This window comes from Desulfatiferula olefinivorans, from assembly GCF_054657895.1.
Genome location: NZ_BAAHXV010000046.1, coordinates 1 through 16,264, shown reverse-complemented (window position 1 = coordinate 16,264; position 16,264 = coordinate 1). Strand labels below are relative to the sequence as shown.

At 59.1% G+C, this 16,264-nt stretch carries 8 protein-coding genes; 1 reads left to right on the top strand and 7 read right to left on the bottom strand.

Features of this window, described 5'->3' with window-relative positions:
• Nucleotides 1-12: 12 nt before the first annotated feature.
• Nucleotides 13-4,152 carry a hypothetical protein gene (locus ACYQ11_RS19900; protein WP_459925576.1) on the bottom strand — a complete coding sequence of 1,380 codons (4,140 nt, stop codon included), beginning with the start codon at nt 4,150-4,152 and terminating at the stop codon, nt 13-15.
• 407 nt (nt 4,153-4,559) lie between these two features.
• Between ACYQ11_RS19900 and carB the strand changes: the two genes are divergently transcribed.
• Nucleotides 4,560-7,757, top strand: coding sequence for a carbamoyl-phosphate synthase large subunit (gene carB / locus ACYQ11_RS19895; RefSeq protein ID WP_459925575.1), 3,198 nt, complete (start codon nt 4,560-4,562; stop codon nt 7,755-7,757).
• 214 nt (nt 7,758-7,971) lie between these two features.
• On the opposite strand, the gene ACYQ11_RS19890 is transcribed toward carB, so the two are convergent.
• From ACYQ11_RS19890 to ACYQ11_RS19865, 6 genes are all read right to left on the bottom strand, one after another.
• Nucleotides 7,972-9,708, bottom strand: coding sequence for a thiamine pyrophosphate-binding protein (locus tag ACYQ11_RS19890; protein ID WP_459925574.1), 1,737 nt, complete (start codon nt 9,706-9,708; stop codon nt 7,972-7,974).
• 235 nt (nt 9,709-9,943) lie between these two features.
• A complete protein-coding gene (locus ACYQ11_RS19885) occupies nt 9,944-10,489 on the bottom strand; it encodes an NUDIX hydrolase (RefSeq protein WP_459925573.1) in 546 nt (181 codons plus the stop codon).
• Nucleotides 10,486-11,631, bottom strand: coding sequence for an acyl-CoA dehydrogenase family protein (locus tag ACYQ11_RS19880; protein WP_459925572.1), 1,146 nt, complete (start codon nt 11,629-11,631; stop codon nt 10,486-10,488). The genes ACYQ11_RS19885 and ACYQ11_RS19880 overlap by 4 nt, the downstream gene beginning before the upstream one ends.
• A gap of 34 nt (nt 11,632-11,665) precedes the next feature.
• The gene (locus ACYQ11_RS19875; RefSeq protein ID WP_459925571.1) at nt 11,666-13,048 is read right to left on the bottom strand and encodes a vWA domain-containing protein; all 1,383 of its coding nucleotides are present in this window, start codon (nt 13,046-13,048) and stop codon (nt 11,666-11,668) included.
• A gap of 7 nt (nt 13,049-13,055) precedes the next feature.
• Nucleotides 13,056-13,970, bottom strand: a complete 915-nt coding sequence (locus ACYQ11_RS19870) for an AAA family ATPase (RefSeq protein ID WP_459925570.1) — start codon at nt 13,968-13,970, stop codon at nt 13,056-13,058.
• A gap of 111 nt (nt 13,971-14,081) precedes the next feature.
• Nucleotides 14,082-15,497 (bottom strand): aspartate kinase, encoded by a 1,416-nt coding sequence (locus ACYQ11_RS19865; RefSeq protein ID WP_459925569.1) that lies wholly within the window; start codon nt 15,495-15,497, stop codon nt 14,082-14,084.
• Nucleotides 15,498-16,264 lie beyond the last annotated feature (767 nt).

Genomic DNA, 16,264 nt, shown 5'->3' with positions numbered 1-16,264 from the left:
ACGCTCCCGGGTTTATTTCAGTTTTCGTCCGGCCCGTGAAAAGAAAAGGGGACGGAACCAGCCGTCGCTCTTCAGGGCACCCGTGGCGAACCGGGCCCATTCGGGCAGATGGACGGCCAGCCACAGCGCCCAGGCCAGCATCAGACCCTGGAAGGTCTGGACGGCACAGGCGGCGACCCAGGGCCTGGGCAGCGCGCCCGTGGCCCGGTCCCGGGTCCAGACCAGCAGGCCGTCTTGGGATCCGTTCCCCGTAATCAGCATGTCCGTGGTTCCGAGCAGGCCGGTGGCCACGGTCTGGTAGACGGCGAAGACCACAAGCCCCGTCCAGAAAATGAGTCCGACCTGCATGAGGTTGAAGCCAAGGGCGGATACCGGCGACCGGGTCCTGCGGAGTTCCATGGCCATAAACCAGCCCGCCGTCACGAGGGTCAGGGGCATGGAGACGGACACAAGTCCCAGGCCCAGAATCAGCCACTGCATGATGCCAAGGGGCGATCCGGCCAGGCGGCCTAAAAGAACGGCGGCCACGATCACAAGCCCCCAGAGTCCCCATCTGAGAAGAACCGGCCCCCATGCGGGACCATGGGTGTAGACGAGCCAGTGCGGTTCCGTAAGGTGCATGGTCATCCGGATGTTTGCGGCCTCCTGTCCCAGGTCGATGGACGGAAAAACGGGCATATCGGGGGTGACCAGACGCTGAAAAAAGCTCCGGCCCCAGGCGGGGGCCACGTCCCAGTCCACGGTCAGGGTCTGTTCACCGGGGGGGAGGGGGATGTCAAGCACGCCGGGCCTGCCCGAAACGGGCAGATCCCGGGACCCCGCATGAAGGCGTTTGACGATGCAGCCTTCCGGCGTGGGGATGCTGAAGGTCCGGGCCTTGCTCGAACGCAGGCGGCAGGTCAGGGTCAGCAGGCCCGGCCCCTTGCCCACGCGGTAATCCACATCGGCGGCGTCGATGGTGAAAAATTCTCCTTCGGCCGGTTCGAGCCGGACCGCCGACAGACGGAGGGCCTCACCGGCAAAGGGGTGCCAGGTGGCATATTGCCCGTTTGTTTCGCAGGTTTGAGGCGGTCCCTGGGCATCCAGGTGCCAGCGGGACGAGGCCTTGACCCGCCAGACTTCCGACCAGTCGGCATCGGCGGGAACGGCCAGGGTAAGACCGTCGGTGATGGGCAGGGCGGAGCTAAAGGTCAGGTCGGTGTTGCCCGGGGCCAGCGCGATTCGGGCCCGGGTCTCACTCACGGTCAGGCCGGGCAGGTCGGATTTGACCATTTCGCCGTCGATCAGGGGCAGAGCCACCATCACGGGGGTCCGGGTGTCACTGCCCGAAAGACGTCTGACGGCGGTGGACACCGTCCATTCCCGATCGAGGGTCAGGGTGCGTTCCACCCGGACAACGCCCGAAATGGGCTGTTCGGCGGCGGCTTTTTTGTCCCGATCCCCGGCGACGGGAAGGGGGGCGGCCGGCGATCGGCCGGCGATCAGGCCGTTCGGCGCCTGCTGGTTTTCATCCAGACCGGAAACCTCCCAGGAGCCGGGCTGGAGACTGATCCGGGCCGGAGCCAGGGGAAAGGCGAAGCGGAAGGTGGTCCGATCGAGGCCCAGTCCCCTTAAGCTGATCCGGTGAACGCCCTGGGGAATCAGGGCCCAGACCTCCCGGTCTTTTCGGACCATGGCCCGGTGGGGGGCCTCGTCGAGGGTCAGGTCGTACACCTGCCAGGTTCCCAGACCCGAGGGCAGGGGGATGGCGGTCCGGACGGCGGCATTCACGGTGAAATCCATGCGGATGAATTGTTTGCCTGAAGCGCCGGCGGCGTCGTCGGGAAGAGAGAGGGACAGTTCCGATACGGCGGCGCAATCGGGAAAACAGGGAGCAGGTTCGATAAGCCGCTGCGCCAGGTCGTCAAGCATCTGGGGCGAGGGAATGTCGGCCCGGGCCTGTGACGGTGTGCCGTAAAGGCAAAGGGCGAAAAGGGTCGCCGGAACCAGGCAGGCGAGGGCCCCATGGCGTCCGGGTTGTCGGGCGGACCCGCGAAATTCCCTGGAAAGAACCCTGGCCAGCATCACCAGGAGCAGCAGAACGCGAATGAAGGAAAGCAGGGTGTTCTGCAGCGGGGACATCAATCGGACGGAGACGGCATGATCCGCAGGCACCTGTCCGGCGTGAAGGGTGATGGTGCGTCCGTCCCAGGTCGGTATGGCCGGGCCGGTCTGGGTGACGGTGTTTTCCGAGGTCAGGCGATAAACCGCGGGCGCCGCTTTGGCTGATCGGGGCATGACCGGCATCATGTCCGCTTCCGTTTCCTCCAGGGCGTCCATGGCCCGGGAACCGCTTTCGGTGAGAAACTCCGGGGCCGTCATGACCGCTTCGGTTCGGGCATAATCAAAAGACGGTGAGGGCAGGGTCCATGCGGGCAGATGGGGAAAGAGGGCTCCCCGGACCTGGGCCAGGGCGAACAGTGCGCCGTGGAGGCAGACCAGCACCAGAAAAAGGGTGTAAACCCCCTTGAGAAAACCGCCCCGCTTGTCGGAGGTGCCGGATCGGAACCGGATCAGAAGGGCCGCAAGGATCAGGGCCATCCAGCCGAAAAAGGGCGACAGTTCCTCATGGCGCATGAGCACGAGTCCGGCCAGAAAGAGAAGGCCCCAGCCGGGATTCCACAGCGTGAAGGCGCCGTAAGCCACAATGAGAACCAGAAACACATCCAGCATGGACCAGCGGTTCAGCCAGGTTGCTCCTTTTTCGGCCTTTGCGCCGCCCACACCCAGAACCGACCAGCCCGGAGGCAGGGAAAGGGTCACATCCGCGCGGGTGTAGTCACAGTTCCAGCCCAGATCCAGACGGCGGCCCGACAGGCTCCCGTTGATCCGGGACACGGCCTCGACGGACAGCGGCCCCCGGTCCAGTTCGATGCCGGTGTCCGACTCGGAGCGTTTTGTGATCAGCTGGTCCCGGCCGTTTGAGGTCAGGCGGCCCAGGGTGTAGGTGTCACCTGTGAGGGATAGAAAATGCCGGGCGGAAAGGTCGCCGTCCAGCATGTCCCGGACCGTCGCGCCCTTGCCGTTGAAATCCGGCCAGAGCGTGCGGGAAAGAGACAGACTCACGGGGGAGACGTCGGTACAGCCCCGCCTGCTTTCATTGAAGGTGATGCGGGCCTGATCGGTGATGCGGTAGGCACTTAAGGGTTTCCATTTATCGGGCATGCCGGTCTGGCCGGGGTCCACGGCCGGAACGCCGTCGATGGTGACCATGCGTAGTTCCGGTCGGGGTTTGAAGGCCCAGATTTCTTCACCGTAAGGCGTGTTCAGGGGACCCAGGGCCGTCAGCGGACCGTCGATCACCGCGCGGACGGTGATGGACCAGGAACCGGCTTTGACGTCCACCCATAAGGTCCCGTCTTCGAGGAGCCGGGCGGGCAGGGGGCTTTCAACGGCGATGATCCGGGACGGGGCGGGCAGGCTGAGCGAAAGGGTTTCCCGGCGCTTGCTTCCGGCCACCGACACATCCAGCCGGGTTTCGAGAACCGCGGGCCGGTCGTCAACAAGGCGTCGGTACACGGCCGTATCCAGCCGGTCCGCTTCCTGGGCGGGCGCGGCAGACGGGGCGTTCCGGTGAAGCCAGATACGGTTCTGCTCGTCGGGGGCTGATCCGGGCTGGATGCTGCCGTTTACCCGAAGGGAAATCAGGGCGCTGTAATCGGGAACGGGGAAAAAGGCGGGCAGGCGGGTCCAGGCAAAGCGTCCGGCCAAGCTGTGGGTGCCGGGGTCAAGGAAAACGCTGGGTACGCCGCCGGACATCACCACCGGTGCGGGTTTGCCGTCAACGGTCACCGTCAGCGGCCGACGGGACAGATCCCCCGGCAGGGGCACTTTTTCGGCGGCAAAGACGGTGAGGGTCTGGGTGAATGAGCCGCCGGTGTCGGTGACGTCCAGATCCAGAATGCCCGGCCAGACACAGAAAAAGGAGTCGGCGTCATTGGCGGCCCTGGGGCAGGCATAATACGCCTTGTCATGAAGCACCCAGGACGTCCAGGGCTTGAGCGTGTCGGGAATGTCCGGCTCAGCCCGGGCAAAACCGGGCAGGGCGGCGGCGGTGATCAGACATCCGAAAAGGGCCAGTACGGACAAAACAGCGGTGAAGAGGGTTTTCATGGCAGTCCCGTCATCAATCGGTTGCGGTTCAGATCCCAGGGGGAACCGGGAGGGCAGGGTCCCGGTCACGGCATGTTCCAACGATTAAAACGGATTAGACAATACAATCCCGTCTTTTGTCAAGTCCGGTGACTTCATGGGCCGGCGGGGCATGGCTGTGGCCTGGTGAAAAGGTATCGGTCTCAAGCGGGTCGGCTATCGATACCGATAGCCCCAAAAAACCGTATACGAAGACGCTGAACGCGGGCGTTTTCCATCCCTTCGCCTGGTTTTTGCTTGTCTTTTACCTTGATTTTCAAAGGGGTTCGCTGTATGTCAGTTAAGTTTATCGATCAGATTTCATTGTCACTGAATATTTTCCGGAACGGCCGCTTTTCAAGGCGGAGATTCTATAAGGAGAGCTGAATATGCCCAAACGCGACGACATCAACAAGGTTCTGATTATCGGGTCCGGTCCCATCATCATCGGCCAGGCCTGTGAATTCGACTATTCGGGAACCCAGGCCTGCAAGGCCCTGCGCGGTCTCGGATACCAGGTCGTGCTGGTCAATTCCAATCCGGCCACCATCATGACGGACCCGGGCATGGCCGATAAAACCTATATCGAGCCCTTGAATGTCGAGGAAATCACCAAGATCATCGCCGTGGAACGCCCGGATGCCCTGCTGCCCAACCTGGGCGGGCAGACCGGCCTGAACCTGTCGTCGGAACTGGCGAAAAAAGGGGTGCTCGAACAATACGGGGTGAAAGTGATCGGGGTCAACATCGACGCCATCGAACGGGGCGAAGACCGCACGGCGTTCAAGAACGCCATGGAACGGCTGGGCATCGAGATGCCGCGGAGCAAGACGGTCAATACGGTGGACGATGCCGAGACGGTGGCTGAAGAACTGGGCTACCCCGTGGTGATCCGGCCGGCCTATACCATGGGCGGCACCGGCGGCGGGCTGGTTTACAACGTGGAGGAACTTCGGACGATCACGGCCCGGGGCCTTTCGGCCAGTATGGTCAATCAGGTGCTGGTCGAGGAATCGGTTCTGGGCTGGGAAGAGCTGGAACTGGAAGTGGTGCGGGACGCCAAGAACCAGATGATCACGGTCTGTTTCATCGAAAATGTCGACGCCATGGGGGTCCACACGGGGGATTCCTACTGCACGGCGCCGATGCTGACCATCAGCACGGAACTTCAGGAGCGGCTCCAGCGTCATGCCTACGCCATTGTGGAGGCCATCGAGGTGATCGGCGGAACCAATGTGCAGTTCGCCCATGACCCCAAAACCGACCGGGTGGTGGTCATCGAAATCAATCCCCGGACCTCCCGGTCGTCGGCGCTGGCGTCCAAGGCCACGGGATTTCCCATCGCCATGGTGTCCTCCCTTCTGGCCTGCGGTCTGACCATGGACGAGATTCCTTACTGGCGCGACGGCACCCTTGAAAAATACACGCCTTCCGGGGATTACGTGGTGGTCAAGTTCGCCCGCTGGGCCTTCGAGAAGTTCAAGGGCGTGGAAGACGTGCTGGGCACCCAGATGCGGGCCGTGGGCGAGGTGATGAGCATCGGCAAGACCTACAAGGAGGCCCTGCAGAAAGCGATCCGCTCTCTGGAGATCGGTCGCTATGGTCTGGGTTTCGCCAAAAATTTCAACACGAAATCGCTGGGTGAACTGATGGGTATGCTGGGCAAGGCGTCCAGCGAGCGCCAGTTCATCATGTACGAGGCCCTGCGCAAGGGGGCGACGGTTTCCGACCTGTACAGCCTGACCCACATCAAGCCCTGGTTCATCGAACAGATGAAGGAACTGGTTGCGCTGGAAGAAAAGATTCTGGCCTTCAAGGGCGGTCTGCCGTCGGATGAGCTTCTGGTTCAGGCGAAAAAGGACGGCTTTGCCGACCGTTACCTGGCGAAAATCCTTGGGATCAGCGAAGAGACACTCCGTGCGAAGAGGCAAAGCCTGGGCGTGAATCAGGGATGGGAAGCGGTTCAGGTCAGCGGGGTCGACAACGCGTCGTATTATTATTCGACGTATTGTGCGCCTGACCAGGTACCGGTCAGCGATCGGAAGAAGATCATGGTGCTGGGCGGCGGTCCCAACCGGATCGGCCAGGGGATCGAGTTTGACTACTGCTGCGTCCACGCGGCCCTGGCCATAAGGGAGGCGGGCTTTGAATCCATCATGGTCAACTGCAACCCGGAAACGGTGTCCACGGATTACGATACCTCGGACAAGCTGTACTTCGAGCCCCTGACGCTGGAAGATGTGCTGAGCATTTATGAAAAAGAAAAGCCCGAGGGCGTCATTGTCCAGTTCGGCGGACAGACGCCGCTGAATCTGGCGGCCGATCTGGAGGCGGCCGGGGTCAGGATCATCGGCACCTCTCCGAAAACCATCGATCTGGCCGAAGACCGGGACCGTTTCCGGGAGATTATCCGCAAGCTGGGCATTCCCCAGCCCGAATCCGGGATGGCGAAAAACACCGACGAGGCGCTTGAGATCGCACGTTCCATCGGGTATCCCCTGATGGTGCGGCCGTCGTTTGTGCTCGGCGGTCGGGCCATGGAGGTGGTGCGCGATGAGGAGATGCTCCGGTTCTATATGACCGCGGCGGTGGAGGTGTCTCCGGAGAGGCCCATTCTGATCGATAAATTCCTTGAAAACGCCATCGAGGCGGAGGCCGATGCCATCAGCGACGGGATCGATGCGGTGGTTCCGGCGGTGATGGAGCACATCGAGCTGGCCGGGGTCCACTCGGGCGATTCGGCCTGCGTGATTCCGCCGATCAGCATCGCCAAGAAACACATCGACACCATCGGGGAATACACACGGAAGATCGCCATTGAACTTAAGGTCAAGGGGGTCATGAACATTCAGTACGCCATCGCCAATGATACGGTGTACATTCTGGAAGCCAATCCCCGGGCCTCCCGGACGGTGCCCCTGGTCTCCAAGATCTGCAACATTCCCATGGCCCGCCTGGCCACCCAGGTGGTTCTGGGTAAATCCATGGCCGACCTGGATCTCAAGCCCAGAACGCCGGATTATTTCGGGGTCAAGGAGTCGGTGTTCCCCTTCAACATGTTTCCGGAGGTCGATCCGGTTCTGGGCCCTGAAATGCGCTCCACCGGTGAGGTGCTGGGTCTGGCCGACTCATTCGGCATGGCCTTTTTCAAGGCCCAGGAGGCCACCCAGACCACCCTGCCGCTTGGGGGAACGGTGCTTTTCACCGTGGCGGATATCGACAAACCGGGCGCCATCGAGGCGGCCCGCCTGTTCCGGGACATGAACTTCAGGCTGCTGGCCACCGACGGCACCTGCCGGTTTCTGGACCAGCACGGGATCGAGGCGGAGGCGATCAAAAAGATCGGCCACGGCCGACCGGATATCGTCGACGGCATCAAAAACGGTGAGATCCAGCTGGTGATCAACACGCCCAGCGGCAAGGCCAGCCAGGAGGACGATTCCTACATCCGGAAAACGGCCATCCGCTTCAAGATTCCCTACGTGACCACCATGGCCGCCGCCGTGGCCGCCGCCCGGGGTATTGCAGCCCGCCTGAAAAAAGACACCGACGTCCGCTCCCTCCAGGATTACCACAGCACCATGTAACCCGGACGCCTCGTCATGCCCATAGCCGGGGCGCGGCCAACACCGCGTCCCGGCCTTTTTCCCCGCCTTCCCGTCCGAAGACACCCCAACAAAAAACGCAGCGACAAACCGTCCCCTGCCGGCGGGGGCCACATTTTTTATCGGTTGTCGGCGTCAATCAAAACAAGAAGCATACAGACGGCGGTTCCGGGAAAGATAGGTGCGCGCCGGGTCATCACAGCCAGAACCGGCGTTTGGCCAGACGGCGTTTTCCGCCGCGCATGGTCATGCGGACCCGTTCGCTCCAGGGCAGGCGCAGGAAGTTGGTTTTCAGGATGCCTTTGGTGAAAAAGGTTTTGGTCGAGTAATCGATGGCGACTTCCACGACCACGGGCTTGCCGTCGGCGGCGGCCGCCAGGGCCTGGGGAATGGTTTTCTCCACGTAGGCGTCGGAGGAGATATAAAAATAACGGCTGTTTACGGCGTTTGCAAAGGCCCTTGCGCTGTAGTCCGGAAGGATGGTGCAGGTCTGGCGGGCGTGGGTGAATCGCTGGAGTTGGGAAATCTGGCTGAGGTTCCTGTCCCGGAGCACGAACACCACCGGGGCCACATCCATGTTGGCGGCAGTCAGCAACTCGAGACCCGTCATCAGAAGGGCCCCGTCGCCGGAAAGAGCGATGACCTCCCGGTCCGGGTTGGCCAGTTTGGCCCCGATGGCGGCCGGAACGGCGTAACCCATGCATGAGTAGTCGATGGGGCCGATAAACTGGCCCGGTTTTTCGAGGCGCAGCATTTCCATAGCAAGAAAGGTGCCGTTCCCGCTGTCCGTGGTGTAGACGGCGTCTTCGGCGGCATATTTTTGGAGGGTCGAGAAGAAATGCCAGGGGGTGACGCCTTTTTTGCTTTTCCGGCTCGCCCACTGGGAGATCACGGAGGCGTGTCCGGCGGCGATCTCCGAACTCAGCGAGATATTTTTATCGTGGCGTTCGACAAGGGGAGCCAGCGCCCTGAGGAAGCTGCCCGCGTCGGAGACGATGGGAAGTCTGGCGTGGTAATTGGCGTTGTGGACTTCGGGGTTGATGTCCACATGAATCATGTTTTCCGGGGGCTTGATCCCGAAGCTTGCCGTCGCCACTTCGCCGAACCGGCATCCGACGGCCAGAAGGCAGTCGCAGTGGTCCATGATCCGCCGGACAAAGGGAGGGGCCGAGTTGCCGAATCCGTTCCACAGAAAGAGTTCGTGGGTTTCGGGGAAGACCCCCTTGCCCTGGATGGTCGTTGCCACCGGTGCGCAGAGTTTTTCCGCCAGTTCGTAAAGCAGGAAGGGCGTGTTTCTGGCTCCGTAACCGGCGTAGATGGCCGGACGTTTCGATTCGTTGAGCATGTCGGCGGCCCGGTACAGTTCGTCCGAGGTGGGGAAGGAGGGGACATAGGGCGGCCGGTTGTAGTCATACCCTGGAATGTCATGGGTCTTGAGGTAGTGGTTCATGGGGATTTCCACCGCAACGGGCCCCGGCGTCCGGGACCGTGCAATGTGGACGGCATTGCGAATCACATGGTAGATATCCTGGGGCGACACCACATGAAAGACCTCCTTGCATACGGGCTTGAGAATGGCCAGCTGGTCGATGTCGTGGAGTTGATAGGACTTGCCGGTGTCGGTTCGGATGCCGCAGGTCAGTACCAGAAGGGGGATGTTGTCCATGAATGCTTCGGCGATGCCCGACAGGGCGTGGGTCACCCCTGCGCCGGGTACGGTGTTGACCACCCCGATGGTGCCGGATGTGCGTGAGACCGCATCGGCCATGAACGAGGCGGATTGCTCGTCGGTGACCAGGATGGGCTGGATCTGGCGGGAGTCTTCCAGGGCGTCGTACAGTTCGATGTTGTGTGTGCCGGGGATGCCGAAGGTAAACCGTACACCTTCATCCTCAAGCGCCTTGACGACCGATATGGACCCTCTGACCTTCATGTCCCTCTATCCCCCGTGTCATTCATTCCGGGCCGGATCACGATCCGGCGGGAAAAGGAGACTCTCCCGGTTCCATCCGGCCGATGACGGTAATCCCTGACATGTGAATGAATGTAATCCCCGTAAACGCATGCCGTGCCGCATGCGCCCCCTTTGAATAGTATGTCTCTATCCGCTTGGTCCGGTCTTGTCAATGATTTGTTATGGAAACGGTGTTTGCGGGTCAGGGCCCCGGTCAGAGGGCGCTCAGGCAGTCCCGAATGCGGGCGTACTCCCTGAAATGGGGGACGAGATTCCGGTCTTTTCGGAAGATTTTGATGCCGAAATCCCGCAGGGGCAGGTACATCAGGGCCGCCACTTCGTCGGCCTGGAGGGTCAGGTCGGTGAGGGGGACGTTCTTCCGGACCAGGAAGATGTCGTGAAATTCACGGTCGATGTAACGGCCCTCATCATGGAGGGTTTCGACCTTTTCGGTGAACAGGAACATCAGCTCGGCCGGAGACAGATCCAGGCCCAGTTCTTCGAACAGTTCCTTGCGGGCGGCATCCAGGCTGGTTTCACCGGTGCTGATGTGGCCGGCGCAGGACACGTCCCAGAGCCCGGGATGGGTCTTTTTGGCCTGGGCCCGTTTCTGGAGAAGGATATCGCGGTCATCGTTGACGATCCAGATGTGGACCGTCCGATGCCAGAGCCCCAGCGCGTGAATGGTCTCCCGGGGCTCCGTGCGGCCGGTGATTTCACCGTCGTCGGTCAGGACATCGATGGTTTCTGTTACGGTCATGCGTCACATCCGGCGTTCAAAAAATCGGCTCCAAGGGTCATCTGCCGGATTTTGGCCATCTGGGCGCCCAGGCGCCCCGAGGCCGCCAGGTCGTTGGTGATGGTTTCAAGCAGGCCGGTCTTGTCGATCCGGGCGTTGTTGAGGATGATCTCGAGCTGGATATGAAAATCCCGGGCCAGGTTTCGGAAAAAAAGATGCAACGAGGTCTGGTCCGGGTGATCGATGGGGCTGTCGATCATGGCAGCCGCTTCATAGGAAAGGATTTTGGCCGTGTCCAGCATGGTCTTGAGTCGACCCAGATCCAGGGTCAGGGCCTCGTCCGGCCGGTCCGGTCTGTTGCGAAGGGCCGTCGTCAAAAGATCCGTCTGTTTTTCGAGGGCACCGGTGACGGCCCCCATCATCAGGGCGTCCTCCAGTCGGCGCATGGGAAGCACCAGATCCTCGTAAGCCGATCCTTCGGAGCCCAAAAGGGCTTCGGCGGTAACGCGGCACCGGTCGAAATGGATGCTGCCGTGGGGTGCCGGTTTAAAAAACGGGATGGCCAGGGGGGGCAGCACCTCAAGCCCCGCATTGTCCCGGGGAACCAGAAAGGCGGAAAACCGGTTCCAGCCCGAACTCTGACCGGTAACGGCGATGATCACGAACAGATCGGCGATGGGCCCGTTGGTCAGGTAGGTTTTTTGGCCGGTGAGCAGGTAGCCCCCGTCGGATTTTTCCGCCGAGCTTTTCAGGTGTTTGGGATGGGGACCGATGCCGGGTTCGGACACGGCCATGCAGGCGGTGATCCTGCCGGCGGCCAGGTCGGGAAGGTAGCGTTGTTTCTGGCTTTGTGTCCCCCAGGTTTCGATGATGTAACGGGCCACGAGGTGATGGATCAGAAACGACAGGCCCATGCCCAGATTGTGGCCGTCCCGGACCAGGCTGTGCAGGGCCAGGGACAGATCCAGGCCGGAGCGGCCTTCACCGCCGTAGTCCCGGGAGATGGTCAGCCCCAGAAGTCCGTCACGGCCCATGGCTTCCCACAGATCTGCGGGGAAACGGTCTTCGCGGTGTAGCCCTTCATGGGGTGCGATGTGGGTTCGGGCGAAAGCCGAAACACGTCGTTGGAGAATCAGGCTGTCGGATGTGAGGGCGGTGGCCATGGCTGTTTTATCCTTCCTTCCGGACGGCTCCGGCTCAGATGATCAGCTCTTCGATAAAATCGATCAGCTGGTTCAGGTTGCCGCAGGGCCGGACTTCATGGCAGTGGGCTTTGTACGTGTACATTTCACTGTCACCGGACCCCCAGAATTTTTCCTGTTCCGGATTCAGCCAGATCACCCGCCTGCACCGTTCACGCATCCGTTTGAGAATGAGATCCTGGGGATTCATGTGGTTGGAGCGGCCGTCGCCGATGATCAGAAGGGTGGTTTTCTTGTCCAGTTCCTGCATATGGCGGTTTTTGAAGTGCTGGAACGCCATGCCGTAATCCGTGGGGGCATAGTAGTTGACCGGCGCGTCCTTCATGATTTTTTCAACCGCCTTGTTGACATCGTGGTCCTTGAAGTAATCGGTCACCTCGCACAGGTCGGATACGAAAATGTAGCTTTTGATTTTGCTGAAACATTCCTGGAGCGAATACAGGATGTTCAGCATGAACCGGGCCGTGGACCAGACCGAGCCCGACACGTCGCAGAGGGCCACGATTTTGCCCTTGCGCAAGGGGCGGTCCTTGAAGATGATCTCGATGGGAACGCCCAGGTATTTGTTCGATTTCCGGATGGTCTTCTTGATGTCGATGACCCCCCGGTTGCTGACGGAAAACCGCAAGGTGGCGATTTCCTCGAGCTTCCGCACCAGTTTGTTGATCACATCCCGGACCTCTTCGATCTCTTCCTGACTTAAGGAGGCGAAAGGGACCTCGCCGATGTGGTTGTAATGACTTTCGTGATGCTTGACTTCCTTGAGGGCGTAGTTGTCCGGACGGGGCTCGTTGTTGAGGAGGGACAGGGCGTTGTCCAGCCGTTCGCCGAGTTCTTGAGAGACCTTTTTCTTCAGGGCTTCGTCGATCACGGCGTGGTTGCCGCCGAGAAACTGGAGGACCTTGGACTTCATCTGGTTGATTTTCAGCATCACCTGGAGACGGCTGGCCAGCTGGCTCATGTTGGACTTGAGGGCTTTGGCCTCCTTTTCCTCCTGGGTATGGATCCGGTGGACTTCCTCGATGTAGGAAAGGGGCTTTCCGGCCATAAATTCGGCCAGGGCCTTTTCCAGGTTGTCCAGGTCGTCGCCCTCCATCAACCGGTCGATGACGTCCCTGATCTGCTCGGTTTCCGGATCCTGGGCCACCTCGGTCAGGTCGGATTTCATCTCGTGGAAAAACAGATGATACATCTGGTCGAACCGGCTCTGCTCCAGGCGGCTCTTGGCGAAATTCGAACGCAGCACCAGCCGGAATTCGTCCTCGCTTAACGGATTGATCAGATCCAGCTGGGCGACACAGTCCAGAACCTCGGCCGTGGAGATCCGAAGATCGGCGGCCCGGCAGCAGGACACGAATTTCAACGTCAGATTCACCATAGGATTATCAATCCGGCTTGATCACGTGGAGAATGTTTTTCTTGACGATCTCGTAATCGGCCTTGTGCTTGCAGATGGTGTTGAGGGTGGCGGCCACGGTCTCGGCGGACAGGTCGTCGATCTGCAGCACCAGAAGCGATTTCGCCCAGTCCAGGGTCTCGGAAATGCAGGGACGTTTCTTCAGGTCAAGATCCCGGATCCGCGCCACCATGCGGACCAGTTTGGACAGCAGGGCCTCGTCCATGCCCGGCAGTTTCATCTTGACAATGTGCATCTCGGTTTCGATGGCCGGGTAGTCGATGTAAAGGTGGATGCAGCGTCGCTTGAGGGCGTCGCTCATGTCCCGGTAGTTGTTGGAGGTCAGAAAAACAAAGGGATGGGTGACAGCCCTGATGGTGCCGATTTCGGGAATCGAGACCTGGAAGTCGCTCAGAAGCTCAAGCAGGAAGGCTTCGAATTCGGGGTCGGATTTATCCACCTCGTCGATCAGAAGCACCACGGGCTTTTCCGATTTGATGGCCTGGAGCAGGGGACGGGTCTGGATGAAACGCTCGGAGAAAAACGCGTCCTCATGGCCGGCGATCTGGTCCACGGCGTCCTTGAGGCTTGCCGCTTCGGAGACCACGTCGTGAATTTTTTCCTTGACCATCTGGGTGTACAGAAGCTGCTTGGCGTATTCCCACTCGTACAGGGCCTTGGACTCATCGAGGCCCTCGTAGCACTGCATCCGGATCAGCTCCCGGCCCAGGCATTTGGCCACGCTTTTGGCCAGTTCGGTTTTGCCGACCCCGGCCGGCCCCTCGACCAGAATGGGCTTTTTCGTGGCCTGGGCCAGAAAAACCACCGTTGAGATTTCCCGGGAAGAGATGTACTCCACCCCTTCGAGCCGTTCCTGAACATCCAAAACACTTGTGAAATCCATGTCGCCTTCCTTCGGCCGTTAAAAATGAACATCCAATGAAACTGACAAAATTATCAGGAAAGGCGTCGATGGGCAAGGAAAATCATGGCGTCTGTCCGGGAAAGGCCTCCGCTAAATGATCGGATTTTCTATAAGGGCCTCATGCAGCAGGGCGATGGCCCTCTCGAAAAACTCTTCTTCGATGACAAACTGAATGTTCACGTTTCTCAGGCATTTGTGGACCGAAAGCACGGTGATGCCGTTGTCTTCGAGCACCTGGACGGCTCCGGACATAATTTTCGGAAAGGCCATGTTGCTGCCGATGACCGAAACCAGGGCCACTTTTTTGTTCATGATTTCCGCCGCAGGGTAGGCCTTCTGGATGGAATGGGTGATCTTCTTGATCACGTCCAGGGGTTCGGCCACATAATGGGTCAGGGTGTTGGCGTTGGTGTCCTTGGCGATGTACCGCACCTGATGTTTGATGAAATGGCTGAGCAGATCCGCGTCGTGGTCATAGCGGCCCATCATGTCCTGATCTTTGCATTCGATGGCCATCACACCTTTCCGGCCGGTGATGATTTCCACCCGGGGGGATTCGGATTTGAAGGTGTCTTCGATGAACGTTCCCGGATGGTCAGGGTCGAATGCGTTCCGGACCCGGAGGGGGATGCCGCTTTGGCGCATACCCTTGGCCGCTTTGGGATGGATGGCTTCCATGCCGAGGTCGGACAGCTGGTCGGCCACGTCGTAGTTGGTCCGTCCAATGGTGACCACCTTGTCTTCTCCGATGATTTTGGGGTCTCCGCTGCTCAGGTGAAATTCCTTGTGGATCACGCCTTCACGGGCTTCGGTCAGGACGGCGATTTTGCTGAAGGTGATTTCACTGTACCCCCGGTCGTAGGTGTCCATGATCCCCTCACGGCACTGGGTGTAGCCGGTTACGATGGGAAGTTCACGGCTGTAATCGATGCCGGCGAAGTGGTGCAGGATTTTTTCGTCGAACGAAAAGTTGTCCGTTTCCAGCCAGCCGGTCAGGTCCACGAACCGGGCATTGATTCCCATGGAACGCAGGATGGAATAGGTATTGTAGGCGCTGTGGGCTTCGCCGATGGCACTGAGCATCTCCCGGACCGTCATCAGATGTTCTTCAAGCTGGAAATGGCCGTAGGAGCAGAGCCGGGTCAGGTCCAGCAGGCAGCTCCGCACCCCTTCGATGCGTTCCTTGACGAACCGGTCGGCGAACAGAAGGTCCAGACCCAGAGGCTCGAGCTGGGCGTTGATCGAACACATGTGGTCCGATACCTTGGAAATGGCGTCACCCCAGGTCCAGGATGAATCTGAACTTGAAAATAAGGCGTAAACACCTGATTTTTTTGTTTTCTTGTGTTCGAGCAACTTGTCGGTCACTCCGCCGTAAGCCGACACGACAATGATGCGGTTGTAGAGGTCTTCCTCCGTTCGGCTGCCCACAAGAATATTGTCCAGTGCGTCCTTGAATCGGGACATGGTCGTTCCCCCGATTTTTTCCACCGTGTGATTGCCCATGTGTGTATGTTTCCTTTCATGGTTCATTTGTATGATGACATTAAACAGATAAAGTTAAAAAAACAGAGAAATTTAAAAAAACACAATATTGCATGCTATTTAATGATGAATATGACAACTAATCTGATCCATTGATTTTTATCATGATCATATTCTTAAAAACGCTTGAAACCTTGTTGTTTTCAGATAAATGAAGCATTCAATATTATGCTTTTATTCACGTTGATAAACGACATGACAACCGGCTGATTCCCTCCCTGAATATCAAAGCCGTCCTGATAAAAAGACAAGGCGTCAGTCGGGAAACTCTTTCTGATAAATTTGATTTTATTGAATATCATACATTGAACCATATCACAACCATCCATCGAAACAATTTACGGTCAGGCCCGAAGGTGATGGCCGTATCGCCCCGCTGTCTCCGTGTTCAATAGTACAAATAAATAAATAAAATGAATAACTAAATGATAATGTGTCATGCAATATAATTGATAACACGACAAAAAAACGATTTAATCAGTCGAATTATTCAGGATTGATAGTAATGTGCACGCAGGAACCGCGTCCATGTCCAATTGGGGACAGTCAAATAATGCATCATATCCCTTTACAGAGTTACGTTCCTCCTGATATGAAAGAAATGATCAATTCAACCGCAATGTCATGATCATTCAGGAGGGCACCCCGTCATGCCGCGAACAACACGTATGCTCAGTTCGGATCAAAAGAGCGTTTACCATGTAATTTCCCGGACGGCGCTGGACGGT

Bases quoted from the DNA above. Each gene is read 5' to 3' on its own strand.
- ACYQ11_RS19870 (WP_459925570.1), bottom strand. From the start codon at position 13,970: ATGGATTTCACAAGTGTTTTGGATGTTCAGGAACGGCTCGAAGGGGTG.
- ACYQ11_RS19900 (WP_459925576.1), bottom strand. From the start codon at position 4,152: ATGAAAACCCTCTTCACCGCTGTTTTGTCCGTACTGGCCCTTTTCGGA.
- ACYQ11_RS19865 (WP_459925569.1), bottom strand. From the start codon at position 15,497: ATGGGCAATCACACGGTGGAAAAAATCGGGGGAACGACCATGTCCCGA.
- carB (WP_459925575.1), top strand. From the start codon at position 4,560: ATGCCCAAACGCGACGACATCAACAAGGTTCTGATTATCGGGTCCGGT.
- ACYQ11_RS19890 (WP_459925574.1), bottom strand. From the start codon at position 9,708: ATGAAGGTCAGAGGGTCCATATCGGTCGTCAAGGCGCTTGAGGATGAA.
- ACYQ11_RS19885 (WP_459925573.1), bottom strand. From the start codon at position 10,489: ATGACCGTAACAGAAACCATCGATGTCCTGACCGACGACGGTGAAATC.
- ACYQ11_RS19880 (WP_459925572.1), bottom strand. From the start codon at position 11,631: ATGGCCACCGCCCTCACATCCGACAGCCTGATTCTCCAACGACGTGTT.
- ACYQ11_RS19875 (WP_459925571.1), bottom strand. From the start codon at position 13,048: ATGGTGAATCTGACGTTGAAATTCGTGTCCTGCTGCCGGGCCGCCGAT.